Source organism: Pseudomonas viridiflava (assembly GCF_003702045.1).
In the GTDB taxonomy this organism is placed as follows: Bacteria; Pseudomonadota; Gammaproteobacteria; order Pseudomonadales; family Pseudomonadaceae; genus Aquipseudomonas; species Aquipseudomonas viridiflava_C.
The window spans coordinates 174,887-200,408 of record NZ_RBTP01000065.1; the positions used below are offsets into that span (position 1 = coordinate 174,887).

Consider the following 25,522-nt stretch of genomic DNA (forward strand, 5'->3'; position numbering starts at 1 on the left):
AGACTTTGTGGGCAGTACCGGCCTTTTCGCGGAAAACGAAACGCTGCCCGTTCCGCCCCTCCAAAGTTTGCTTCGCGACAGCGCTACGTTATACGTACAAGCCTCAGCGTTTCGCATGATGTAACGCCCCTTAAAGCAGCGAAGCTGACTTGAGCATTTCCAATAGACCTTCGGGTACGAGTGGTGATTCGGCCGAAAAGCGAGACTCTGGATGCCACGCTGCTTTAAAGCATGATCCGTCGCTCTCGTGCCCATCCAGAAAAAGCTTTTCATAAACCGCCACATCATCGAACGTCGCATCGTAAACCTGGACTATCTCGTGCCCAGGCTTGCCCGCGTAAATGAAAAGGCTTTCCAGCGTACCGATCAACCTTAGTTTGCCGATCGTCAGCCCCAGTTCTTCCTGAACCTCTCGCACGATAGCGTCGCTACTGCGTTCACCAAATTCAATGCCTCCGCCAATGGGCCGAAAGAAAGTCTGCTCTTTGACGGCGTCGTAGAACTCGTTGACCAGTATTTTTCCTTTGTGGCTGAAGAGGCAGATCGCGATAGGGCGGACGCGTGGTACTGACATAAAAGTTAAGTCCCTTTGAATTAAAGCGCGTAGGGTGCTTAGCGTTATACCAAGCTGAGCACCCTGAACCGTAGAGACCGCCATCATACTGCCTCGGTATGATCAGCTCAGCCAATCAACCGCGGTACACAGGATAATCCGTATACCCCTCGGCACCGCCGCCATATACCGTTTCCGGGTTCAATGCATTCAGCGGCCAGTCATTTTTAATGCGCGCAGGCAGATCGGGGTTGGCCATGAACGGGCGGCCGAACGCCACGAAGTCTGCGAGACCCGATTCCAGCAATTTTGCACCCGACTCAGCGTTGTAGCGACCGGCGTAGATGATCGCGCCCTTGAAGGTGTCGCGCACTGCGCGGCGGAAGGTTTCCGGCATGGCAGGGGCGTTGTCCCAGTCGGCTTCGGCGATGGACAGGTAGGCGATGCCCACGTCCTGAAGCACCTTGATCGCTTCGATGTAGGTGGTGTGTGGATCTTCCTCGACCATGCCCAGGTAGGTGCGGGCCTCGTCGGTGGTCGTGAACAGAGGTGCAAAGCGCACACCGACTTTTTCCTTGCCGATGCATTCGGCGACACCCGCTACCACTTCGCGCAGAAAACGCAGACGGTTTTGCAGGGAGCCGCCGTATTGGTCCGTGCGCAGGTTGCTGTGCGCGGAGATGAACTGGTTAACCAGATAGCCGTTGGCGCAATGCAACTCGATCCCGTCAAACCCTGCCTCCATCGCGTTGCGGGCAGCTTGAATATAGAGCTGGATCAGTTCCTGGACCTCGTCGGTGGTCAGCGCTCGTGGCGCGGAAGGTGGAACTAGTTCGCCTGCGCCGGGGGCCGTTTCGATGAACACGCTGACGCGGTCTGTGGCCACTGCGGAAGCCGACACCGGCGCGTCGCCATTTGGCTGGAGCGCGGTGTGGGACACACGGCCGACGTGCCAGAGCTGAGCAAAGATCACGCCGTTTTTAGCATGCACGGCGTCGGTGACTTTGCGCCATCCGGCGATCTGCTCGGCTGTATGAATCCCCGGTGTCCACGCATAACCCTGGCCACGCGGTTCGATCTGTGTACCTTCAGTGACCAGAAAGCCGGCACCCGCGCGCTGTTGGTAGTACTCGGCCATCAGGTCATTGGCGACGTTGCCCGGTTGCGTACTGCGCTGACGGGTCAGCGGCGGCAGAACGATACGGTTTTTCAGTGTGTGAGAACCCAGTGTAGCGGGGGTGAAGTAGCTGCTGTTGGTCATGGGTGTACCTTGAATATTGAGTTAATTAGACCAGTCGACTAAAGGCCTGATAAAAATAAAACCGTGTGACAGGCACACGGTTTTCATGAGCTGCTTAGCGATGAAGATGAAGCGCTCAGCCAAGCATTTTCAGCAGCTTTTCAGCCACAGCTGCGGAGCTGGCGGGGTTCTGGCCGGTCACCAGTTGTCCGTCCGCGACAACATGCACCTGCCAGTCAGAGACTTTGGAGTAACGCCCACCCAGACGTTGAAACTCGTCTTCGATCAGAAACGGTACGACGTCGGTCAAACCGACCGCAGCCTCTTCGGCGTTGGTGAAACCGGTGACTTCACGGTGCTGGATAAGCGGTTTGCCGTCAGCGGCAACTACATGACGCAACACACCGGGTGCGTGGCAGACAAAACCATGTGGCTTGTTGCTGCGATCAAAAGCTTCGATCAAGGCAATCGAATGCTTGTCTTCAGCCAGGTCCCACAGCGGACCGTGGCCGCCTGGGTAGAACACCGCATCGAAGTCATCAGCGCTGACATCAGCCAGACGTCCGGTATTGGCGAGTGCCTGCTGCGCGGCTGTATCGTTGCGGAAACGGTCGGTTTCGGCGGTCTGCGCATCCGGTTCGTCGCTTTTTGGATCGAGCGGCGGTTGGCCACCGGCTGGCGATACCAGCGTGACGTCTGCGCCAGCGTCCTGGAAGGCGAAGTAGGGGGCGGCGAATTCTTCCAGCCAGAAGCCGGTTTTCTTGCCGGTGTTGCCGAGCTGATCGTGTGAGGTCAAAACCATCAAGATTTTCATAGCGCACCCTGTCATTGGTTGAGCGTCAGTGGCATGCAATGAATTTGCATGTCCCGACTGCCTGTGGAATAGGTTGACGGGGCGCAGCATAGTTTCAGAATAGACCAGTCGTCTAGTATTTTTTTCAACCAAGGGTTTTTCGTGGGCGGATGTGGCAAACTCTCGGTCCTTCGAATACGACTGGTCTATTGCCTGGTAATCGCCCCCATGAAACCGACCTACGATGACACCCGCCAACACCTGCTGGACACTGGCCATCGAATGATGGCCGAACGAGGCTTCACCAGCGTCGGCCTGAACGAACTCCTGCAAGCGGCAGGCGTGCCAAAGGGTTCGTTCTACCACTACTTCAAGTCCAAGGAGCTGTATGGCCAGGCCTTGCTGGAGGATTACTTCGTCGGTTATCTGGCTGACATGGAGCGACGCCTGACACTGCCCAAGCTGAATGCCTACGAGCGACTGTTGGATTACTGGCAGGGTTGGCAGGATCGCTGCGTGCCTGATGGGCATGGCGATGAGTGCCTGGTGGTCAAGCTCAGCGCCGAAGTCTCCGACCTGTCCGAAACCATGCGCCTTACCTTGCGTGATGGCACAGAGCGGGTGGTGTCGCGCATTACTGCTTGCATCGAGCAGGGCCAGGTCGAGCAATGCCTGCCGACAGGTGATGCGCGTGAGTTGGCGGAAACGCTCTATCAGCTTTGGCTGGGGGCCAGCCTGTTGAACAAGTTGCAACGCACCGGGGAGTCGTTGGGCAGGGCAATGGCGACGACGAAGCGGTTTTTGGGTGTTTGAGTGTCGGTGACTTCATTGCCAAAACTCGGCCAAAAACAATTTGACATATGTTATTTGTGATCACATATTGAGCGCATAAGAACGCCAATATGAGCCAGAGCCATGACAGACAGTCCGACCCTCCTGCCCAGCATGCGTCAGGTTTCTCGCGACACCTTGCAGGATCAGATCTATCGTCAGATCCGCGAAGCGCTAATGAGTGGCCGCTTCCAGCCGGGCCAGAAGGTGACCATTCGGGGGCTCGCTGAAGCGCTGGGCTCAAGCCCGATGCCGGTACGTGAAGCGCTCAATCGCCTCGGCGCAGAGAATGCCTTCGAAGTCACCGAAACCTCACGTCTGCGTGTGCGCATGATGACGCCCGAGCGACTGCGCGAGATACGCGACGCCCGGGTTGCGCTTGAAGGCCTCCTGGCCGAGAAAGCAGTCCTCCTGCTCAAGGACATCGACCTCAAAGAAATCACCCACCTGTGTGACCAGATGCAGCAAGCCGCCGACAGCGTCGATGTGGCCCGCTATCTGTGGACCAACTTTGCCTTCCACCGGCGCATCTATGCGGTTGCGAAAGCAGAGCTGACCATCGCCGCCGTGGAGAACTTCTGGCTGCACATGGGGCCGTGTTTTGCGCTTGTCGCACCCGATAAGGTGCATCTTCAGCGTTCGATGGAGGCGCACAACCGCATCGTCGAAGCGCTTGCCGCACGCGATGGAGCTGCCGCCCGAGCAGCCGTCACCGACGACATCATGCAGGCCGCCGATTCCCTGGCGCGCCTGATCGTCAAGAACGGCCGTTCAAGGTCGTCTGTCTCTGGAGCGAAAAAGGCATGAGCGTTCTCAATCGATTGATTCCCTATACCGGCCTGCGCGTACTGATCTCTGGCGGTGCCGCCGGTATTGGCGAAGTACTGGCGGCGGCTTACATGGAAGCCGGTGCAAAGGTGCATGTGTGTGATGTCAGTGAAGCCGCGCTCGCGTCGTTTCGTGAGCGGTATCCGCACAGTGTGGCCACCCCTGCAGACGTGGGTGATCCGACGCAGATCGAAGCGGTGTTCAAAGTCCAGCAAGACCGGTTCGGCGGCCTCGATGTGCTGATCAACAACGCCGGGATCGCAGGTCCTACTGCAGGTATCGATGCGGTCACCGATGAAGAATGGCAGCGCACTGTCGACATCAACCTCACCGGACAATACCGCTTTGCTCATCACGCGGTTCCCCTGCTCAAGGCATCGCCCAATGCGCACCTGATCCACATCGCGTCAGTGGCCGGCCGCCTCGGTTACGCCTGGCGCACACCGTATGCGGCGACCAAATGGGCCATTGTCGGCTTGATGAAATCTTTGGCATCCGAGTTGGGGCAGAGCGACATCCGCGTCAATGCCTTGCTGCCCGGTATCGTCGAAGGCCCGCGCATGGACGGTGTGATTCGTGCCCGCGCCGAACAGATGAAGGTGCCTGAAGCTGAAATGCGTGAGGAGTACCTGAAAAAAATATCGCTCAGGCGCATGGTCACCGCTGAAGACGTCGCGGCTATGGCGCTGTTTTTGTGTTCGCCCGCCGCGCGCAACGTGACCGGCCAGGCCATCAGCGTGGATGGCAACGTCGAGTACCTCTAGACGGCCTTAACGACAACGACGGTTACACGTATTCCCGTCGCGTAACCGCTGCCACTTTTTCGCCAATAACAAGAACGGAGAAGACTCATGTCCAAAAAACGTCCGGTGATCATCACCTGCGCCGTCACGGGCGCCATCCATACGCCTTCGATGTCGCCGCATTTGCCGATCACGCCGCAGGAAATTGCCGACGCCGCCATCGGCGCCGCCGAAGCGGGGGCATCGATCGTTCACCTGCATGCTCGCGATCCTCATGACGGCAGGCCCAGCCAGGACGTGGACCTGTTCCGCCAGTTTTTGCCGCACATCAAAGCCAAGAGCGATGTCATCATCAACATCACCACCGGCGGCGCGCCGACGATGGGGGTGGAAGAGCGTCTGCAGCCTGTTGCTCAACTCAAGCCCGAGTTGGCGTCCCTGAACATGGGGTCGATGAACTTCGGCCTGTACGAGATGCTTGATCGTTTCACTGAGTTCAAGCATGACTGGGAGCGGCCGTACCTCGCCGAGAGCGACGACCGGATTTTCCGAAATACTTTCCGCGACATCGCTCATATTCTCGATACCTGCGCTGAGAATCGCACTCGCTTTGAAATTGAATGCTACGACATTGGCCATCTGTATACCGCTGCGCACTTTCTTGAGCGTGGCTTGCTCAAGGCGCCGATTTTCATTCAGTCCGTATTCGGCCTGCGAGGAGGCATCGGCGGTCATCCTGAAGACCTCGCGCATATGCGCCGTACGGCAGACCGCCTGTTTGGCGATGCGTATCAGTGGTCGATTCTGGGCGCCGGTCGTAACCAGATTCCTCTGGGCACGATGGGCCTGTCGATGGGCAGTCATGTGCGTGTAGGTCTTGAAGACTCGCTGTGGGATGGGCCGGGCAAACTGGCAGCATCAAACGCCGATCAGGTCAGGCGCATCCGTACCGTGATTGAAGCCTTGGGCGGGCGCGTGGCGACGCCGGATGAGGCGCGGGAAATGCTCGATCTGAAGGGTAAGGACCACGTCGACTTCTAACACCTGTTTTCACGTGCCAAACGTGCCATCTCAATAACAACAAGACAGAGGTGAAACATGCGTATCGAAATCGTCGTCGACGTGAAGACCACGTTGGGCGAAGGTCCGGTCTGGGATGTCGAACAGCAACGCCTTTACTGGATTGACAGTTTCGACGGCCGGATTCTGCGCTGCACCGAGGATGGGCGAGAACTGCGCGCCTGGGACGTCGGGCAGAAAATCGGCTCGATGGCGCTGCGCCAGAAGGGCGATGCCGCCATCGTCGCCTTGCAGAACGGGCTCTACAGCCTGGACTTGCCAACCGGCGATCTTGAACTGATCGTCGACCCGGAGCCTGGGCAACCGAACAATCGGCTCAATGATGGCAAAGTCGATCGTCAGGGCCGATTCATCGTCGGCTCGATGGATACGCAGGAAGATCAGGCCAGCGCCAAGCTCTACCGTCTCGATCCTGATCTTAGCCTGCACACCCTGGACGAAGGCATCATCGTCTCCAACGGCCCGTGCTGGAGCCCGAACGGAGAGACCTTCTATTTCGCCGACACCTGGTCTGGAGAACTCTGGGCTTACGACTACGACAATTCGACCGGAACGGTCGCCAACCGTAGAACCTTCGCCAAGGTCGATACCTGCGGTGGCGGCGCTGCGGATGGCTGCACCGTGGATGCCGAAGGTTGCCTGTGGCAGGCGCTGGTCTACGCCGGAAAGCTGGTGCGTTACACGCCGGATGGGCAGGTGGATCGCATCGTCGATATGCCCGTGAAGAAGGTCACCAGCCTGACTTTCGGCGGGCCGAATCTGGACACGTTGTTCGTCACCTCAATGGCCAAACCGCCGCTGCCGCGCTTTCCAGAAGACGGCCAGCAACGGGGTGCCTTGTTCGCCATCACCGGGCTGGGTGTGCAAGGCATTGCCGAAAAGCGCTTCGCCAGCTGATCGACCCGAAATCGGACCTGACCGTTAAGGACAACTGAACTCTCTTTACAGAGCGTGCATGGCACGCCTGGAGATTCTCCCGTGCAAAATAATAAAAAAGCATCGCTGGGCCAGATCCACCGTTTCTCTTGGGTATCTTTATTGGTGTGCTGGATGATCTGGATCCTCAACGCCTATGATCGCGAGATCGTCCTGCGCTTGGGGCCGACCATTTCCAAGCACTTCGACTTGTCGGCGGATCAGTGGGGCACTTTGGCCACTGTCGTCATGCTGGCCCTGGCCGTTCTGGATATTCCCGGATCCATCTGGAGCGACCGCTATGGCGGCGGTTGGAAACGGGCGCGCTTTCAGGTTCCGTTGGTGCTGGGCTACACCGCGCTTTCTTTCCTTTCAGGCTTCAAAGCGCTCAGTGGAAGCCTGGCCAGCTTCGTCGCTTTGCGGGTGGGTGTGAACCTGGGGGCAGGGTGGGGCGAGCCTGTCGGCGTCAGTAACACCGCAGAATGGTGGCCCGTGGAGCGCCGAGGTTTTGCTCTGGGCGCTCACCACACCGGTTATCCTATCGGCGCAATGCTCAGCGGTATTGTCGCCAGCTTCGTGATCACCACGTTCGGTGAAGACAACTGGCGCTACGTGTTCTTTTTCGCCTTCGTGGTCGCGCTGCCCTTGATGATTTTCTGGTCGCGCTACTCGACTGCCGAACGCATCACTCAGTTGTACGCGGACATCGCCGCCAAAGGCATGACCCCACCGGACAGCACGCCATCGACCAACGTCAAAGGCCAGGCCTGGGAAACGTTCAAGGCAACGCTCGCCAATCGCAACATTGCCCTCACCGCCGGCAACACGATGCTGACGCAAGTGGTGTACATGGGCGTGAACATTGTCCTGCCTGCTTACCTGTACAACATACTTCACCTGTCGCTGGCCGAGTCGGCAGGGATGAGCGTGGTGTTCACCCTGACGGGCATCCTGGGTCAACTGGTCTGGCCGTCGCTGTCTGACATCATCGGTCGCCGGGTGACGCTGCTCATCTGCGGCGTCTGGATGGCGGCCAGCGTGGGGGCGTTCTACTTCGCCAGCACCACGCTGATCGTTATCGTCGTGCAGCTGCTGTTCGGTCTGGTTGCCAACGCAGTCTGGCCGATCTACTACGCAGTGGCGTCCGACTCCGCACAGCCTTCAGCGACATCGACCGCTAACGGCATCATCACCACCGCGATGTTCATCGGTGGCGGCATCGCACCGATATTGATGGGTACGCTGATCAGCATGGGCGGTGGCTGGACCAGTCTTCAAGGCTATACGGTGTGTTTCTTTGTCATGGCAGGCTGCGCGCTCGGCGGGGCGTTCTTGCAGTTGTTTTCTCATCGCAGGCAAGTGTTGGTGGCCCAGGCAGGTCTCTGAGGGTTTTGGTCCCGATGGCGAGGGCTGTCGGGACTTTCATTGCAGACTGTCTGGATCCCCGAAAAACATCTGAATCCGCGACCTCAACCACCGTTCCCCCGGATCATTATCCTGCGCGCCACGCCAGGCCATGTGCAGTTCAAACGTACGCGTTTCAATCGGCAGTTCTTCCGCCCGCACGCCACCCGCCGCCGTCAGCACTTGCGCGGCGTAGTCCGGGACGGTGGCGATGATGTCGGTGCCGGTCAGCAGTGTCGCCAGACCGTTGAATTGCGGAACAGCCAGCACGACGTGACGTTTGCGGTCCAGTTGCTCCAGATGCTCGTCGATGAACCCGCTCAGGTCGCCGGCGAAGGACACCAGCGCGTGGGGGCGTGCACAGAAGTCGTCGAGGCTCAGTGGGCCGGGAATCGAGTCGGCGCGCAGCAGTTGTGGCTTGCTACGGCGCAAGACTTTGCGCTTGGCGTTGGCAGGCAGGTCTTGCGTATAGCTGACGCCCACCGAGATTTCGCCCGAGGCCAGCAGTGGCGGCATCAGGATGTAGTTGACGCGTCGGATCACCAGTACGATGCCCGGCGCTTCGGAACGCAGGCGCTTGAGCAGGGTGGGCAGCAGAGCGAACTCGACGTCGTCGGACAGGCCGATACGGAATACCGAGGTGCTGGTGGCCGGGTCGAACTCCGAGGCGCGGCTGACGGCGGTGGAGATGGAGTCCAGCGCCGGAGAGAGCAACCCGAAGATTTCCGTAGCGCGAGCGGTAGGCTCCATGCTGCGGCCGGTGCGCACGAACAGCGGATCGTCGAACAGCCCGCGCAAGCGCGACAGGGCGGCGCTGATGGCCGGTTGGCCGAGGAACAGTTTCTCCGCCGCTCGCGTCACGCTTCGCTCATGCATCAGGGTTTCAAAGACGATGAGCAGATTGAGGTCGACGCGACGCAGGTCGTTGCGATTCATACGAAGGGTCTCGGGCCATGTGTCGAATGGAAGCGGGGGCAGGGTGCGATAGTACGAGCAAACGTCGATTTCACGAATCAAAAATTAACAGAAGGATGATTGACCTGCGTTAAATGTGCGCACGGGTTGCAATGTTTCGTCGACATGCGAACAATGGCCGCCATCTTCGAATCGCCGCACAAGCGTTGTCTGGCAAGCTGTGCAGCCTTTCAGGGACAATCGATGACAGGCATGTCGACTATTAATAGCCACTGATAGTGTTACCGGCAATGCCCGGATAGAGTTTGTGGCATCAAGGTTTACGAGGCGAGGTTCTCAATGTCCCGCATGATCCGTTTTAACCAGTTTGGCCCGGCCGAGGTGCTCAAGATCGAAGAGCACCCCGACGCGTTGCCTGCACCCGGTGAGGTGCAAGTGCGCGTCCAGGCAATCGGCGTCAGCTGGTATGACGTTCTCTGGCGACAAAATCTGGCTTCTACCCAGGCCCGGCTACCGGCAGGTCTGGGGTATGAAATGGCCGGCGTGGTGACCGCGCTGGGCGAAGGTGTCGTTGATTTGAGCGTAGGCGACAAGGTGGCCAGTTTTCCGGCAGCCGACGCCAACGACCATCCCGTGTATGGCGAGTCCATTGTGTTACCACGCAAGGCGCTGGTCCGTTATCCGGACGTGCTGACCGCGGTTCAGGCGAGCGTGCATTACACGCCTTATCTGGTGGCCTATTTCGCTTATGTCGATCTGGCGCGCGTCAAGCCCGGCCAGTCGGTGCTGGTGACCGACGCCAGTCATTGTTCCGGACCGTCGTTCGTGCAGTTGGGCAAGGCATTGGGTGTGCGCGTCATCGCGGCCACCAAGACCGACGATGCTCGCGAGTATCTGCTGTCGCTGGGCGCCGACAAGGTGGTGGTCACCGAAGAGCAGGACTTGCTCATGGCGATCAACAAATACACCGATAACCGTGGAGTCGATGCAGTATTCGATGGCTTGGGCGGCCCGCAGATGTCACTGATGGGCGATGTGTTGGCACCGCGTGGTAGCCTGGTGTTGTACGGGCTGCAGGGCGGCAACCAGACCCCATTCCCGGCGTGTGCCGCTTTTCAGAAGAACATTCAGTTCTATGTGCACTGCCTGGGCAACTTCACTGGCAAGCCTGAACTGGGCATCACTCAGGATGCGGAGGCGTTGCAGCGGGCGTTGCGCGATATCAATCAGTTGACCGCCGATCAAGTGCTGACCCCGCTGCAAACCCGCAGTTTTGCGTTCGAGCAGGTGGTGCAGGCGCATCGTTACATGGACACTTGCCCAATTGGCGGGCGCGCCGTTCTGGAGATCGAGTCGGCTTGACCGATTGATTGTCCCGGCCAGCCATACTGCTGTTGTTCATGCTAAAGCCTTCCTCGCGGAAGGCTTTTTTGTTTGCCCCGTGATGCGCATGCTCATACAAGAAATATCACTAACGTACAGCGCCTGATGCGGCGTGAAGTATTTCTGCGGGACATGGATGCGCTCGCTGCGTGCGGTGAGTAATCATGTTTAATCGTTCTCTCAGAAAGCCTCTTGGGCAACTAACTTTTCCTACGCTTAGTGTCGAGTTTAAGAAGTTATCGTGCTTGCGTGGCGTGAAAGTGCCCGCACAGCGTGGCCCTCAGGTTGTGGGAATGTGCTTTAAAAAGAGAGGCAGGTCGCGGGTGCTTCAACTGCATTAAATAAACGTAATGTTTAATAATCAGGAGGCTGCAGGCGAGCTGCACTTATTTTTATTGATTATCTGTACCTTGTAATTGTTTCAAGGATACTGATAATAGTTGGGTAATGATTACTCAGGGAATGAGTCGTGGTCGATTATATATTCGGTCGTCAGTCCGTTTTTAGAGGCCGTATCCATACGGCGTTCTACAACGGTGAGCGGGCAGGGAGCATGCAATGAGCGCCATTCACGAACAGGCAATGAACTATGTCTATCAGCAGGTGCTGCAGCGTCTGCTGGGTTACTTTTCGCGCGCGGAGCGAACAGCGCTGCAATTGCTGATTCAGCGATTGATCGTGGCGGCGGGGGGCATAGAGCGAATCTCCAGCTTCAAGGTGCTGGTGCCCTTCGGCGGCGGCAAGGACAGTGCCTACACCCTTGCGTTCGTCAGGGCTGCACAGTTGAGTATCGCGTGCAGAGCGCCCGGCACGTTCAACCTGAGGGTGGCCAGCCGACGTCACGCGGGCATGACGCCTGCGGTCATGGACAACATCAATCGCAGTTACGGTGCGCTGTTTCTCTACGATGATCCCCGGGTCGAAATGCTGGTGTTTGACAACAAATACATTCAGCCTTTTGAGCCGGACCTGCCGTTCTCCAGTGCCGGTCGTGAGCAGAGCAGGTCCGACATGCTACTGGCCGGTCATCTGTCGGCGGGTGATGCGCGAACGACGTTTTGCAACAGCTGCTACCTGGGCCTGGCCGAATTCATCGGGCGGGCGTCGTCTTGGGGCAAGGGCGTAGATGCACTGGTCAGCGGGGACTCGCGCAAGGAGCAGAAACAGTACATCGGTTGGTTGATGCGTCTGGCCCAGGGCTTTGGTCATAACACCGGGCACTGGAAGAGTCATCGCTTCAACAGTGCGCTCAGAACGCTCGACCACTTGGCCAGTGCTTTTCACCACGAGCTTTACGGCGAAGCCGAGCCTGTCGAGAAGCCGGTCAAGCCGATCGTCTCGCCCATCAGGTCCAGCCTGCCGGCGTTAATCGGTATCGCCGATCTGGTGAGTTGCAAAGCCGACGAGCACTGGGCGCTGCTGACCGAGTTCCTGGATTTTCGGTTCGACGACCTGTCGTTCAACTTCAGCGAGTCGGACTGTGCCAATCCAATGCTCATGGCGCACATGCGTGGGTTGAGCGCGCAGTACGTTCAAGGTCGCAGCTATGCGGACGGGATCGTCGAGTATCTGGCGCTGGCGACATCGCTGATGCGAACCAAACAGATGCCAGCGCGCCTGGTCGATCAGGCCATGAACGCCTACGCCGGTCATGACCGGATTGAAGCGCGGCGTCAATTGGCGACGACGTTTGCCCAGGAAGGCTATGGCCTCAGCGAAACCCAACTGATCTGCATGCTGTTCTCGCCCTTTGTGAACGAGGGGCGTGGACTGGAAGATTACCTGCGCCGTAATCATCCCGGAATGCTCATCGCTTTGCCTGACCTGCACCGGGTTTTGTCGGGCGCGACGGCATCGGACCAAGTCATGCACTGGTTGACGGACAACAGTGGCCTGGCCCTTGAAGGCTTGCGCAGCCTCTATATCAAGCGTCGTGTGGACTTCAGCGATGGACAGTCGATCATCGCCCGCATACGGGCTGCCGACCCTGACAAGCGCAAGGTCACGACAGTCAATCCGGTAACGGGTGAATCGGTCGTGCAGATTGTGTCCGGGCGTTGAATTCGCTGACCGCCATAACCAGGTTCGGCGCATGGCATCGGGCATGCGATCACTGCCTGGAACCCTCCTTTGGCCGAGCCAGGTAGACCTTGGATGAAAAGCAAAACGGATTTCGCTTATCAGGCGGTGTACCGCTATCTGTTGCGCCTGGTCACGGAGTCCGAGGCGACATCGTCCATCAAACTGCCTTCGCTTCGGCAACTGGCGCGGCGTCTTGGAGTGTCGATATCGACGGTGCAGAGCGCTTATTCGTTACTGGAAAAAGAAGGCCGTGTCTGTTCGGTTCCGAAATCAGGCTATTACTCGGTCGCTGATCAGAGCAGCGGTGACGCTCAGGCTTGGGCACAGGAAGACGACCCGCTTCTTGAAAGGCTCTGCCGAAGCAGTCTGCGAGCCGGAATGTACAGGCTGGGGCACGATGAGCCGACAGTCGTACAGAAAGCGGACGACGCGTTGCGGGCGATGGAGCGGGGCACGGCGCGGATCTACTCGGCACAGGGCAATGACAGCGCTCAGCCGTTTGGCAGCCATGAATTGCGAACGGCCTTGGCAGCCCGCTATACGCACAGTACCGAGCAGGACTGGCATGCCGATGAGGTATTCATCGGCCCGGATCTGCCTGCGATGCTTGACGCTGTCATTGAAGCACTGTCCTTGCGCTCGACCCCTGTGCTGGTCGAGTCGCCTTGCGCATGGTCGCTGCTACGGCGGTTTCAAGCGTACGGCATCCGTATCATCGAGATACCACTGGACGCCCTCGGCTGCATTGATCTGACGCTTCTCGATCAATTGCTCCTGGAGCAACGCATCACCCTGGCGCTGCTGTCATCGGTGCTCAATCCTGTTCGTGGCAGCGTCAGGCCCGCCGGCAACACACGGTCGATGGCTGAGCGGTTGAATCGGTCGGGTGTGTGGGTGCTGGAAAATGACAGCCACACCGACTTGCTGTTTGCGCCTCAACCTGTCCGGTTACGAGACTTCATCGATCCGGAACGCCTCATCACCCTCGGTTCATTCGCCAAGACCCTTGGGCCTGAGGCCCCGTACGGCTATTTGCTGTGCCGGGGAGGCAGGATCCAATGGCAGCGCTATTTTCTTCTGCGTGCTTTCGAGTTGTCGCCGCTGCGTCAAAAAGCAATTGCCAGGCTCCATAGCAGTGGGCGCTTTGATGTGCACCTGGGCGATCTTGTCGCTGCGCTTGTCCGACACATGCGGGACATGACTCACGCGCTGGATTGTCATCTGGGCCAAACGTTGCGCTACGACGTGCCAGCAGGTGGTAGCGGGATCTGGGCCGAGAGTCGTTACCCGGTGGACATGCGTCGCGCCACCGACAGTCTGCTGCGCGAACGGATCGTCATGATGCCCGGCGAGCTGTTCAGCACCCAGGGCTGGTATCGACAATCGCTGCGCATTAGTTTTACGTTCGACCGCCGCTACGCCATTGACCCGCTGCTGGCAGCGCTGCGGGAAGCGTTTGAGCAGGCCGTCCTCCCATGATGGCGCAAGCCGGTGCCCGTCGATCCATTTGTGTTTGCCAGATTCTGTATGACGCGGTTAACTGGACGCCTGTCCAGTATTTGCAATCAATGGCTTCTTCGCGCAGTGACCTCTCTCATTCCCGCCCGCACCGAATCAATGCCTGCCTGCGGCCTGATGCCTGCGAAACGGTATACGGTCGCCGTCAGGTCATTGTGCGAATTCACTGCCAAGGTGGGCGATCTCGACCTGCGCTTCACGCCATCGCCCACGGCACAGGAAGGTATCGCCGGGCATCGCACGGTCGCCTCCCGTCGCGGAGCGGATTATCAGGCTGAACTGAGCCTCAGCGGTGACTACCACGAGCTGACCGTCAGGGGCAGGGCGGACGGCTATGACGCTGCTCGCAACCAGTTGGAGGAAGTAAAGACCTACCGTGGCGAGCTGGACGCCATGCCGACCAACCATCGCCAGCTGCATTGGGCGCAAGTGAAGGTGTATGGCTGGCTGCTCTGCCAGCAGCTTGATCTGCAGGACGTCACGCTGGCGCTGGTCTATTTCAACATCGTCACTGAGCAGGAAACCCTGATTCGCGAGCACTTCGATGCCGAGACGCTGCAAGGTTTTTTCGAGCAGCAGTGCACCCTGTTCCTGAACTGGGCGCGACAGGAACTCGCCCATAGCCAGGCGCTGCATCAGTCGCTGGGTACGCTTGCCTTTCCCCATTCCGCGTTTCGCACGGGCCAACGAACCCTGGCCGAGTCGGTCTACAAGGCCGTGAGCACCGGTTGCTGCCTGATGGCGCAGGCTCCGACCGGCATCGGCAAGACCGTCGGTACGCTGTTCCCGCTGCTCAAGGCCGTGCCGGTCCAGAAGCTGGACAAGATTTTTTTCCTGACCGCCAAGACACCCGGTCGACGGCTGGCGCTGAATGCCCTGCAGGTCATTGGCGACAGTGCGCCCGCGCTTGCGTTGCGGGTGCTGGAGCTGGTGGCGCGGGACAAAGCCTGCGAGTATCCGGACAAAGCCTGTAACGGCGATTCCTGTCCTCTGGCCAAAGGATTTTATGATCGTCTGCCTGCCGCACGTTCGGCGGCGCTGCAATCGCCCTGGCTGGATCAGGCCGGTGTGCGCGACGTCGCACTGCAGCATCAGGTCTGCCCGTATTACCTGAGTCAGGAACTGGCGCGTTGGGCCGATGTGGTGGTGGCCGACTACAACTATTATTTTGACTTGAGCGCGCTGCTGTTCGGTCTTGGCCAGTTAAATCAGTGGCGTGTCGCAACGCTGGTCGATGAGGCCCATAACATGGTCGAGCGCGCACGGCAGATGTACAGCGCCACGCTCGATCAAGGCACCGTCAAGACGTTGATCCATACGGCGCCGGAGCCGGTGAAGAAAGCCTTGCAGCGCGTGAGCCGACAGTGGACGGCGCTGCACAAGGAACAGGTCGGTGAATATCAAGCCTACGCGCGGCTGCCTGACAAGTTCCTCAACAGCCTCAACCTTTGCATTTCCACCATCGGCGATCATTTCAATGATCATCCACATGCGGTGGACGTCGCCTTGCAGGGCTTTTATCTGGAGGCCATTGGCTTTGTGCGAATTGCCGAGCTGTTCGACGAACACTTTCTGTTCGACATCGCCAAACGGGACGTCGGCAGCAAAGGCAGCCTGTCGCGTCTGAGTCTGCGCAATGTGGTGCCAGCTCGTTTTATTCAGCCGCGTCTGACGGCAGCGCGCAGCACCGTGCTGTTCTCCGCCACGCTCAACCCCAGTCACTACTATCGTGATCTGCTTGGCCTGCCTGCCAACACAGTGTGGATCGATGTGGAATCACCTTTCCATCACGAGCAACTGGACGTACATATCGTCAGCCGCATCTCCACGCGCTACACCCATCGACAGGCGTCACTGGCACCTATCGTCGAGCTGATGGCTGAGCAGTTTCAGGGCCGACCGGGCAATTACCTCGCCTTCTTCAGCAGTTTTGATTACCTGCAGCAGGTCGCCGAGCTGATGGCGCGCGCTCATCCGCACATCGCGCTCTGGCAGCAGGCGAGGGGGATGGGCGAGAGCGAGCGGCATGCCTTTCTTGAACGCTTCACTCTGAGCAGCCAAGGCATCGGTTTCGCGGTACTGGGTGGGGCTTTCGGCGAGGGGATCGACCTGCCGGGTGCCCGCTTGATTGGCGCGTTCATCGCGACGCTGGGGCTCCCTCAGCTCAATCCTGTCAATGAACAGTTCAAACAGCGCATGGCGACCTTGTTTGGCGCTGGCTACGATTACACCTACCTGTATCCCGGCGTGCAAAAAGTCATACAGGCAGCGGGGCGCGTGATCCGCAGTCAAAGCGATCGCGGTGTGGTGATGCTGATCGATGACCGTTTCGCCGAGCGCAAGGTGACGCAGTTGTTTCCCGCGTGGTGGCGACCCGTTGAGTCAACGACTTAAGGATCGATATGCAAGCACCGCTGTCGAACTGCCAGTAAACTGCCGCATCGCTTGCGGTTGGTTCGGTTTTTTCTGTCCGAATTCCTTTTTTATCCACGGAGGTTGTATGAGTCTCAGTCCTTTCGCCGGCAAGCTGGCACCTGCGCAGTTACTGGTCGATATCCCGAGACTGGTCACGGCTTACTACACCGGCCAGCCCGACGCTTCGGTTGCCACACAGCGTGTGTCGTTCGGCACCTCGGGGCATCGCGGTACGTCTTTCGAACTGAGTTTCAACGAGTGGCATGTTCTGGCCATCAGCCAGGCGATCTGTCTGTACCGTCAGGCCAAGGGCATCGATGGCCCGCTGTTTCTGGGTGCAGACACCCACGCACTGTCCACGCCTGCTGCGGCAACGGCGCTTGAAGTGCTGGCGGCCAATGGCGTACAGGTGATGATTTCTCAAGGCGACGAATACACGCCCACACCTGCGGTTTCGCACGCGATCATCTGCTACAACCGTGGCCGTACCTCGGGCCTTGCAGACGGCATCGTGATCACCCCGTCGCACAATCCGCCACAGAGCGGCGGCTTCAAGTACAACCCGCCCAACGGCGGCCCGGCCGACAGCGACGTCACCAAGTGGATCGAGAACAAGGCCAACGAATTGCTGGCCGAAAAAGTGCTGGGCGTTTCTCGCATGAGCCACGAAAAGGCGTTGCGCGCCGACACCACTCACCGCCACGACTACGTCAATACTTACGTGGCGGACCTGAAGAGTGTCATAGACATAGATGCAATCCGTGAGGCGGGTCTGCGTCTGGGCGTCGATCCGCTGGGGGGCGCCGGGGTCAACTACTGGACCGCGATTGGCGAGCATTACGGCCTGAATCTGGACGTGGTGAACCCGTTCGTCGACCCGACCTTCCGCTTCATGAGCGTCGACTGGGACGGCCAGATTCGTATGGACCCGTCGTCCAGCCACGCCATGCAGAGCCTGATTGGCCTGAAAGATCGTTATCAGGTCGCCTTTGCCTGCGACCCGGACCACGACCGCCACGGTATCGTGACTCCGACCGGCGGCTTGATGACGCCCAACAGCTACCTGGCGGTGTCCATCGATTACCTGTTCCAGAATCGTCCGCAGTGGCGCGCTGATGCTGCGGTGGGCAAGACCGTGGTCAGCAGCGGCATGATTGACCGTGTTGCTGCGCGTCTGGGCCGTCGCTTGTACGAAGTGCCGGTAGGCTTCAAGTATTTCGCTGACGGTCTGTACGAAGGTTCGTTGGGCTTCGGCGGTGAGGAAAGTGCAGGGGCTTCGTTCCTGCGTCGCGACGGTACGGTCTGGACCACCGACAAGGACGGTCTGATCCCTGCTTTGCTGGCGGCTGAAATCACTGCGCGCACCGGCCGTGACCCGAGCGAGCATTACCAGACCATGACCGAGCAGTTGGGCAAGCCTTATTCGACCCGGGTCGATGCCAAGGCAAACCCGCAGCAAAAGGCCCTGCTGAGCAAGCTCTCGCCGGAGCAGGTTACGTCCACTGAACTGGCGGGCGAGTCGATTCAGAATGTGCTGAGCAACGCGCCGGGCAACGATCAGGCCTTTGGCGGCGTGAAGGTCATGACCGAAAACGGCTGGTTCGCGGCGCGCCCTTCGGGTACCGAAGACATCTACAAGATCTACGCCGAAAGTTTCGTGGGCGAAGATCACCTGAAGCGTCTGGTGGAAGAGGCGCAGGTGTTGGTGGACAGCGCAATTTCCGCTAAGTAAGCAATCAGGCGACACTGACGGCTCGCCTGCGTGTTGCGCAGGCGGGCCGTTTTCGTCAATCCCTGTAAAACACTTGCACCAAGTGGTAGCCGAACTTGCTTTTGATCGGCCCGTGAACAATGCGCAGCGGCTTCTTGAAAATCACCTGATCGATAGCCCCGACCATTTGCCCTGGCCGAACCTCGCCCAGATCGCCGCCGCGTTTGCCGGACGGGCAGCTAGAATGCTTCTTGGCCAGCACATCGAACGCCTCGCCCTTGGCGATACGCTGCTTGAGCTGTTCGGCCTCTTCGGCAGTTTTCACCAGGATATGGCGGGCCTGTGCTTTCATGTCTCGATATCCAGCAACTGTAAAAGCCTGCCATTATGCCTGTCCTTGCAGCATCTGGCGCTCAGGCGACAGGCAAACGTTTTTCCACTCTGATTTCGTACGGTAGTGATTATGGATTTCCCGGCGTTGTTGAAGATTCTGGCCAGTCAGGACGGATCGGACCTGTACCTTTCCACTGGAGCGCCGCCCTGCGCCAAGTTCAACGGCGTGCTCAAGCCGCTGGGGACCGAAACCCTCAAGCCGGGCGACGTGGCCAAGATCGCTCAAGAGCTGATGGATGAAGAGCAGAAACTTGAATTTCTGCGCGAACTGGAAATGAATTTGGCCGTGTCACTTGCCGGCATCGGGCGTTTCCGGATCAACATCTTCATGCAGCGCAACGAAGTGTCGATCGTAGCCCGTAACATCAAGCTGGACATCCCGCGATTCGAAGACCTGCATCTGCCGCCGATCCTGCTTGACGTGATCATGGAAAAGCACGGTCTGGTGCTGTTCGTCGGCGCCACCGGATCGGGTAAATCCACGTCGCTGGCGGCATTGATCGACTACCGCAACCGCAATGCCAGCGGGCATATCATCACGATCGAAGACCCGGTCGAGTTCATCCACCGGCACAAGAAGTCCATTGTCAATCAGCGCGAAGTGGGCGTCGATACCCGCAGCTTCAGGGCCGCGCTGAAAAACACCCTGCGTCAGGCGCCGGACGTGATTCTGATCGGTGAAATCCGCGACCGCGAGACAATGGAACACGCGCTCGCGTTTGCCGACACCGGACACTTGGCCATCTCGACCCTGCACGCCAACAACGCCAATCAGGCGCTGGACCGGATCATCAACTTCTTCCCGGAAGAGCGCCGCCCGCAACTGCTGCATGACCTGGGCAACAACCTCAAGGCGTTCGTGTCTCAGCGCCTGGTCAAAACCCCGGACGGCAAGCGCCGTGCGGCAGTCGAGGTGATGATGGGCACGCCGACCATTCGTGATCTGATCCAGCGCAACCAGTTGACCGAGCTTAAAGGCATCATGGAGAAGTCCGGCAGCCTGGGCATGCAGACCTTCGACACCGCGCTGTTCAATCTGGCCGTGGAAGGCGCGATCAGCGAGGAAGAAGCCCTGAAGCATGCGGACTCGCAAAACAACGTTCGCCTACGCCTCAAACTACACGGCGAGGGCGGGGCGACCACCCTGACGACAGCGCCAGCCGCGCCTACTGCGGCGAGCAAACCCGACATGGCTCAATGGGGGTTGGTCGACGACGAACCCCCGTCCCAAAGTTGATCGGCAACGCCGTTACTGGGCGAGCCAGCCGCCATCGACATTCCAGGCGGCGCCCCTTACCTGGACGGCCGCATCGCTGCATAGGAACAACGCCAGTTCACCCAGTTGCTTGGGTGTCACGAAATCCAGCGATGGCTGCTTTTCGGCCAGCAGGTCGTATCGCGCCTGTTCGGTGCCGCCCCGGGCGTCGATCTGCTGCTGCACCAAGGGCGTCAGCACCCAGCCTGGGCAGATGGCGTTACAAGTGATCTGAGTGGACGCCGTCTCCAGCGCCACAACTTTGGTCAGGCCGATCACGCCATGCTTGGCGGCTACGTATGCGGCTTTACCCTCGGAGCCGACCAGACCGTGTACCGAAGCAATATTGATGATTCGCCCCCAGGCTTTTTTGCTCATGCCTGGCAGGGAGAGGCGCGTGGTATGAAACACCGAAGACAGGTTGATGGCGATGATCGAATCCCAGCGTTCCACGGGGAAGTCCTCAATGCTGCTCACGTGCTGGACACCCGCGTTGTTGACCAGAATGTCGACACCGCCAAACTCCCGCTCGGCGTAAGCGATCATATCGGCGATCTGGGCCGGATCACTCACATCGGCCGGATGGTGACCCACTTTGGTGCCAGCCTCTTCGACCTGCCTGATCACGTCGGCCGTATCGCCAAACCCGTTGAGAATCACATCGGCACCGGCCTTGGCCAGTTCCAGCGCGATACCCAGACCGATGCCGCTGGTAGAGCCTGTCACCAGCGCGGTTTTGCCTTGCAGATTCATAGTCGATTCCTTACACGATACCGGTGGCATAGAACGTTGCTATGACGACGAACACCGCCAGTGTCTTGATCAATGTGATGCCGAAAATGTCTTTGTATGCTTCGCGGTGGGTCAGTCCGGTCACGGCCAGCAAGGTGATCACTGCCCCGTTGTGCGGCAGGGTATCCATGCCGCCACTGGCCATCGATGCCACTCGGTGCAGGACTTCCAGCGGAATGTTGGCGGCGTTGGCGGCGGCGATGAATTGCTGTGACATGGCCGCCAGGGCGATGCTCATGCCGCCAGACGCGGAGCCTGTGATGCCGGCGAGCAGCGTGACGGTAATCGCCTCGTTGACCAGCGGATTGGGGATACTCTTCAGGCCGTTCGCCAGCACCAGAAAGCCCGGCAGCGACGCAATGACTGCTCCGAAACCGTATTCGGAGGCTGTGTTCATGGCCGCCAGCAACGCGCCACTGACCGCGCTTTTGGTGCCCTCGGCCAGCTTGCTTTGAATGGCGCGAAAGCCGAACGCCAGCACCATCAGAATGCCCACCAGCAGGGCAGCTTCCACGGCCCAGATGGCGGTGACCTTGGCGACTTCGGTCTGCACCGGCGTCGCCATGCCCGGCAGCTCCAGGGTATGGGTCTTGCCGTACCACTGGGGGATCCACCCGGTAAACAGCAGGTTCATGACGCCAACCGCTACCAGCGGCGACAGCGCGAGCCAGGGGTTGGGCAGTTTGAGGTCCGACGCGGTTTCCGGTTCGTTGCGCAGTTCGGTGCCGTAGCCTTCTCCGGCACGTTGCGCCTTGTTGCGCTGGCGTTGCAGATAGAGCATGCCGACGCAAAACACGAAGATCGTACCGATAAGCCCCAGCCAGGGTGCTGCCCAGGCGGTGGTGTTGAAGAAGGTGGTCGGGATGATGTTCTGGATTTGTGGCGTGCCGGGCAGAGCGTCCATCGTGAACGAGAAGGCGCCCAGCGCAATGGTGGCCGGGATCAGACGTTTGGGAATATCGCTCTGCCTGAACATTTCAGCGGCGAACGGATAGACCGCGAACACCACGACGAACAGCGACACACCGCCGTAGGTCAGCAGTGCGCACACCAGCACGATTACCAGCATGGCCTGGCGCGTACCCAGCACGCCGATGGCGGCGGCAACGATCGAGCGTGAGAACCCGGAAAGCTCGATCAGCTTGCCGAATACGGCGCCGAGCAGGAACACCGGAAAGTACAGCTTGATGAAGCCGACCATTTTGTCCATGAACACGCCGGTGAATGCCGGAGCCACTGCCGACGGATCGGTCAGCAGGACTGCACCCAGCGCCGCGATGGGTGCAAAAAGGATGACGCTGTAGCCGCGGTACGCGGCCACCATCAGCAGCGCCAGGGCTGCCAGTGCGATGAGAACGCTCATCAGGTGACTCCTGTTGTTATTGTTTTGATGAAAGTCGGGGTTGCTTTTGGATCCACCAAGCGGATTTCATGCCACTTATGCAAGCCATTGAAAAATATGACTTTTTATCAAATGGCAATTGGGTGGTCGAGTTTTTTGTCTAAAAAGAGAGACAGGGCGTGTGGAATGGATATTTCCATCAGTGCAAATGAGGCCAGGAGGCTATAAGGATAGGCGGTTTTTGCTCATTCTCACTAAAGAGATGATCGTCTCTTTATGGAGACTCGGCGATACCCAGCGTGGCCATCTTCTTGTACAGCGTGGATCGGCCCAGGCCCAGTTGACTGGCAGCCAGCACCACACTGCCAGCGCATTGTCGCAAGGTGGTTTCGATCAGGTGCCGATCAAACCGCTGGCGTGCCTCGCTGAAGGTTTCCTGTTGAAGGGGAATGTCCATACTCGCCACAGGTGCTGTCACCGGCATCAATGTTCCGATGGCCGCCTGAAGGTCACTGGCAGACAGCAACGATTCGTCGCTCAGCAATGCGGCGCGCTCCAGCACATTGCGCAGCTCGCGGATATTGCCGGGCCACGCGTGTCGGGCGAGCACGCCCAGCGCGTCGCTTTCCAGCTCGTGATGGCTGCGCAGCTCCTCCAGAATCGCCTCGCTGAGCGCGGGCAGATCTTCCAGGCGTTCGCGCAGGGGAGGCACCTTGATCGGCAGCACGTTCAGCCGATAGTAGAGGTCGGCACGAAAATCGCCACGCTGAATGGCTGCTTCCAGGTCGGTTGAGGTGGCCGCAATCAGGCGCACATCACTTTGAAAAACCTCGTTGGAGCCGACGGGCTCGTATTCCTTTTCCTGCAACACCCGCAGCAGCTTGCTTTGCAAGGCCAGCGGCATGTCGCCGATTTCGTCGAGAAATAACGTTCCGCCCTGGGCGATCTTGAGTTTGCCGGGACGTCCCTTGCGTTCAGCACCGGTGAATGCCCCTGGCGCGGTGCCGAAGAACTCCGCTTCCAGCAGTGTTTCCGGGATCGCGGCGCTGTTGATGCTGACGAATGGCATGTTGGCCCTGGGCGAAGCGTTGTGGATCGCGTGGGCCAGCAACTCCTTGCCAGTTCCGGTTTCGCCCAACAACAGCACGGTTGACTGGGTGCTGGCGCTGCGTCTGGCGCGTCGTTTGACCTCCAGGGATGCCTCGCTGGTGCCGATGAAGTGCGCGAAGCTGTATTTGGCCTGGCGCGCCTTGAGCAGCGAGCGGGTGGTCGCCAGTTCCTGCTGCATGCTCAGGTAACGGGTGAGCAGGGGAGACAGCGTCTGCAATTGATCGAACAGCGCAAAACCAATGGCACCGATGAGCTCGCCTGTGTCGTCATGGATGGGCAGGCGCATGACCACCAGCGGATCTTTGGCAGTGTCCATCATGTCCAGCAGAATCGGCTGCCCGTTGCTCGCAACCTGACGCAGCAGGCTGCCGGGAATCACGTTTTCACAGGGTTGGCCGATGGCCAGCGATGGGTCCTGTAGCCCGAAACGCCGTGCATAACGTTCGTTGATCCAGACGATACGGGCGTCCTTGTCGACGATGATGGTGCCTTCACTGGATTGCTCGATGATCTCGAACAGTGATCGAATCGCCAGTCGCCGGATGCTTTGATAGTCGTTGAGGTTGTTGTCGTTCATGGGGTGTTCCGTCAGGAAGCGGGCGTCTGGCCGCACAGACTGCCCTTTTTTTCGCGATCAGATGAAGCCTGGATGCGCTGCCGCCAGCAGCTCCCGGGTGTAGGGATGCTGTGGCGAGTCGAAAACCGTGTGGCTGGGCCCTCGCTCAACCACCTTGCCATCCTTGACCACGATTACATCATGGGCCAAGGCCTTGACCACCGCCAGATCGTGGCTGATGAACAGATAGGTCAGCCCGTGCTTTTGCTGTAGCTCGCGCAACAGAGCGACCACCTGTTTTTGTACGGTGCGGTCGAGCGCGGACGTGGGTTCGTCGAGCAGGATCAGTGCCGGTTTGAGTACCAGTGCGCGGGCGATGGCAATACGTTGGCGCTGCCCTCCGGAAAATTCATGGGGGTAGCGATGACGGGTTTGCGGGTCGATGCCGACTTCTTCCAGCGCGCGGATGACCTCCACTTCACACTGTAGTGAATCCAGACCGCCATGCACCTCAAGACCCTCAGCAATGATCTGCGCCACAGACATGCGCGGGCTGAGGCTGCCGTAAGGGTCCTGAAACACCACCTGCATCTGTTTGCGCCAAGGGCGCATCTGCTTCTGGGTCAGTCCATCCAGCGCGTTGCCGCGAAAGCGAATGCTGCCACGTGAGTCCAGCAGCCGCAGAATGGCCTGGCCCAGCGTCGACTTTCCGGAGCCCGATTCACCCACGATGCCCAGGGTCTTGCCGCCTTCGATGCTCAGGCTGATGTCATCGACCGCTTTCAGGTATTCCTTGTGCCGCCGCAGAATACCGCCAGTGAGCGAGAACCAGACTTTCAGGTGATCGACTTCCAGCACCTTCTCCCGGGTATCACGCGCCAATGGCTCGCCCGCAGGCTCGGCATCCAGCAACAGACGGCTGTAAGGGTGCTGCGGTGTCTTGAACAGAGTCTGGCAGTCGGCCTGCTCGACGATTTCACCGGCCCGCATCACGCACACCCGCTGCGCGATGCTGTGCACCAGATTCAGGTCATGGCTGATCAGTAGCAGCGACATGCCCAGACGCTGCTGCAATTCCTTGAGCAGCAGCAGGATTTTGCGCTGCACGGTAACGTCCAGCGCGGTGGTGGGTTCGTCGGCAATCAGCAGTTCCGGCTCGCAGGCCAGCGCCATCGCAATCATCACTCGCTGTCGCTGGCCTCCCGAAAGCTCGTGGGGATATGCTTTCAGGCGTTTATGCGGCTGTTGAATGCCGACCAGCTCCAGCAGCTCGATGATCCGTTTCTGCGCTTCACGTCCGCCCATGCCACGGTGCAGCAACAGGGTTTCACCGATCTGCTTGGCCACCGTGTGCAGAGGATTCAGCGAGGTCATCGGCTCCTGAAAGATCATCGCGATGCGATTGCCGCGCAGTGCCCGCAGGGTGCTGTCATCCGCGCCGATCAGTGGTTGGCCACGATAGGTAATACTGCCCGTCGTCACGGTGCCGCTCTTGGGCAGCAGTTGCAGGATGGAGTGGGCGGTCACCGACTTGCCCGAGCCCGACTCGCCTACCAGCGCCAGGCACTCGCCGGGCCGGATATCCAGGCTCAGGTTGCTGACCACGGTCTGCCCGCTGAACGCGACGCTCAGGTCGCGGATTTCGATCAGGTTGTCTTGCATG

21 protein-coding genes are annotated in these 25,522 nt (G+C 59.2%); 12 read left to right on the plus strand and 9 right to left on the minus strand.

Translation table 11 applies throughout. The features are described from left to right. Window positions 1-130 precede the first annotated feature (130 nt). The 3 genes from ALP40_RS19455 to ALP40_RS19465 form a co-directional block, all read right to left on the minus strand. A complete protein-coding gene (locus tag ALP40_RS19455; RefSeq protein ID WP_122209866.1) occupies window positions 131-574 on the minus strand; it encodes an NUDIX hydrolase in 444 nt (147 codons plus the stop codon). Window positions 575-689: 115 nt separating this feature from the next. Continuing rightward, window positions 690-1,814 carry an alkene reductase gene (locus ALP40_RS19460; protein ID WP_122209818.1) on the minus strand — a complete coding sequence of 375 codons (1,125 nt, stop codon included), beginning with the start codon at window positions 1,812-1,814 and terminating at the stop codon, window positions 690-692. Window positions 1,815-1,929: 115 nt separating this feature from the next. Continuing rightward, window positions 1,930-2,607, minus strand: coding sequence for a type 1 glutamine amidotransferase domain-containing protein (locus tag ALP40_RS19465; protein WP_122209819.1), 678 nt, complete (start codon window positions 2,605-2,607; stop codon window positions 1,930-1,932). 207 nt (window positions 2,608-2,814) lie between these two features. Here ALP40_RS19465 and ALP40_RS19470 point away from each other — a divergent pair, with 207 nt between their 5' ends. The 6 genes from ALP40_RS19470 (at window position 2,815) to ALP40_RS19495 (ending at window position 8,369) form a co-directional block, all read left to right on the plus strand. Beyond that, a complete protein-coding gene (locus ALP40_RS19470) occupies window positions 2,815-3,399 on the plus strand; it encodes a TetR/AcrR family transcriptional regulator (protein WP_122209820.1) in 585 nt (194 codons plus the stop codon). Between the two features lie 102 nt (window positions 3,400-3,501). Further along, a complete protein-coding gene (locus tag ALP40_RS19475; protein ID WP_122209821.1) occupies window positions 3,502-4,224 on the plus strand; it encodes a GntR family transcriptional regulator in 723 nt (240 codons plus the stop codon). After that, the gene (locus tag ALP40_RS19480; RefSeq protein WP_122209822.1) at window positions 4,221-5,009 is read left to right on the plus strand and encodes an SDR family oxidoreductase; all 789 of its coding nucleotides are present in this window, start codon (window positions 4,221-4,223) and stop codon (window positions 5,007-5,009) included. Before ALP40_RS19475 ends, ALP40_RS19480 begins: the two co-directional genes overlap by 4 nt. Before the next feature lie 87 nt (window positions 5,010-5,096). Next, a complete protein-coding gene (locus ALP40_RS19485) occupies window positions 5,097-6,029 on the plus strand; it encodes a 3-keto-5-aminohexanoate cleavage protein (protein WP_122209823.1) in 933 nt (310 codons plus the stop codon). Between the two features lie 57 nt (window positions 6,030-6,086). After that, window positions 6,087-6,965, plus strand: a complete 879-nt coding sequence (locus tag ALP40_RS19490; RefSeq protein WP_122209824.1) for an SMP-30/gluconolactonase/LRE family protein — start codon at window positions 6,087-6,089, stop codon at window positions 6,963-6,965. 81 nt (window positions 6,966-7,046) lie between these two features. Beyond that, window positions 7,047-8,369 carry an MFS transporter gene (locus tag ALP40_RS19495; protein WP_122209825.1) on the plus strand — a complete coding sequence of 441 codons (1,323 nt, stop codon included), beginning with the start codon at window positions 7,047-7,049 and terminating at the stop codon, window positions 8,367-8,369. Between the two features lie 36 nt (window positions 8,370-8,405). Here ALP40_RS19495 and ALP40_RS19500 read toward each other — a convergent pair whose 3' ends face one another. After that, window positions 8,406-9,323, minus strand: coding sequence for a LysR substrate-binding domain-containing protein (locus ALP40_RS19500; RefSeq protein WP_122209826.1), 918 nt, complete (start codon window positions 9,321-9,323; stop codon window positions 8,406-8,408). A 318-nt stretch (window positions 9,324-9,641) separates the two neighbouring features. Here ALP40_RS19500 and ALP40_RS19505 point away from each other — a divergent pair, with 318 nt between their 5' ends. The 5 genes from ALP40_RS19505 to pgm all read left to right on the plus strand — a co-directional run bounded on the left by ALP40_RS19505 (window position 9,642) and on the right by pgm (window position 18,432). Then, window positions 9,642-10,664, plus strand: coding sequence for a zinc-dependent alcohol dehydrogenase family protein (locus ALP40_RS19505; protein WP_122209827.1), 1,023 nt, complete (start codon window positions 9,642-9,644; stop codon window positions 10,662-10,664). Between the two features lie 579 nt (window positions 10,665-11,243). Next, complete coding sequence (locus ALP40_RS19510; RefSeq protein WP_122209828.1) at window positions 11,244-12,746, plus strand: hypothetical protein; 1,503 nt, start codon at window positions 11,244-11,246, stop codon at window positions 12,744-12,746. 93 nt (window positions 12,747-12,839) lie between these two features. Beyond that, on the plus strand, window positions 12,840-14,246 hold the full coding sequence (locus tag ALP40_RS19515) for a PLP-dependent aminotransferase family protein (RefSeq protein ID WP_122209829.1): 1,407 nt from the start codon (window positions 12,840-12,842) through the stop codon (window positions 14,244-14,246). 156 nt (window positions 14,247-14,402) lie between these two features. Continuing rightward, window positions 14,403-16,679 (plus strand): ATP-dependent DNA helicase, encoded by a 2,277-nt coding sequence (locus ALP40_RS19520; RefSeq protein WP_122209867.1) that lies wholly within the window; start codon window positions 14,403-14,405, stop codon window positions 16,677-16,679. Between the two features lie 106 nt (window positions 16,680-16,785). Further along, window positions 16,786-18,432 carry a phosphoglucomutase (alpha-D-glucose-1,6-bisphosphate-dependent) gene (gene pgm, locus ALP40_RS19525; RefSeq protein ID WP_122209830.1) on the plus strand — a complete coding sequence of 549 codons (1,647 nt, stop codon included), beginning with the start codon at window positions 16,786-16,788 and terminating at the stop codon, window positions 18,430-18,432. A gap of 55 nt (window positions 18,433-18,487) precedes the next feature. Here the strand turns inward: pgm and ALP40_RS19530 are convergent, their stop codons facing one another. Further along, on the minus strand, window positions 18,488-18,763 hold the full coding sequence (locus ALP40_RS19530) for a peptidylprolyl isomerase (protein ID WP_122209831.1): 276 nt from the start codon (window positions 18,761-18,763) through the stop codon (window positions 18,488-18,490). Window positions 18,764-18,874: 111 nt separating this feature from the next. On the opposite strand from ALP40_RS19530, the gene ALP40_RS19535 reads away from it, so the two are divergent. Next, window positions 18,875-20,041 (plus strand): PilT/PilU family type 4a pilus ATPase, encoded by a 1,167-nt coding sequence (locus ALP40_RS19535; protein ID WP_122209832.1) that lies wholly within the window; start codon window positions 18,875-18,877, stop codon window positions 20,039-20,041. 12 nt (window positions 20,042-20,053) lie between these two features. On the opposite strand, the gene ALP40_RS19540 is transcribed toward ALP40_RS19535, so the two are convergent. The 4 genes from ALP40_RS19540 to ALP40_RS19555 form a co-directional block, all read right to left on the minus strand. Beyond that, window positions 20,054-20,812 carry a 3-hydroxybutyrate dehydrogenase gene (locus tag ALP40_RS19540; RefSeq protein WP_122209833.1) on the minus strand — a complete coding sequence of 253 codons (759 nt, stop codon included), beginning with the start codon at window positions 20,810-20,812 and terminating at the stop codon, window positions 20,054-20,056. A 10-nt stretch (window positions 20,813-20,822) separates the two neighbouring features. Continuing rightward, window positions 20,823-22,214, minus strand: a complete 1,392-nt coding sequence (locus ALP40_RS19545) for a GntP family permease (RefSeq protein ID WP_122209834.1) — start codon at window positions 22,212-22,214, stop codon at window positions 20,823-20,825. Window positions 22,215-22,467: 253 nt separating this feature from the next. Next, window positions 22,468-23,880 (minus strand): sigma-54-dependent Fis family transcriptional regulator, encoded by a 1,413-nt coding sequence (locus ALP40_RS19550; RefSeq protein ID WP_122209835.1) that lies wholly within the window; start codon window positions 23,878-23,880, stop codon window positions 22,468-22,470. Between the two features lie 57 nt (window positions 23,881-23,937). Next, the gene (locus ALP40_RS19555) at window positions 23,938-25,521 is read right to left on the minus strand and encodes an ABC transporter ATP-binding protein (RefSeq protein ID WP_122209836.1); all 1,584 of its coding nucleotides are present in this window, start codon (window positions 25,519-25,521) and stop codon (window positions 23,938-23,940) included. Window position 25,522: the final 1 nt, after the last annotated feature.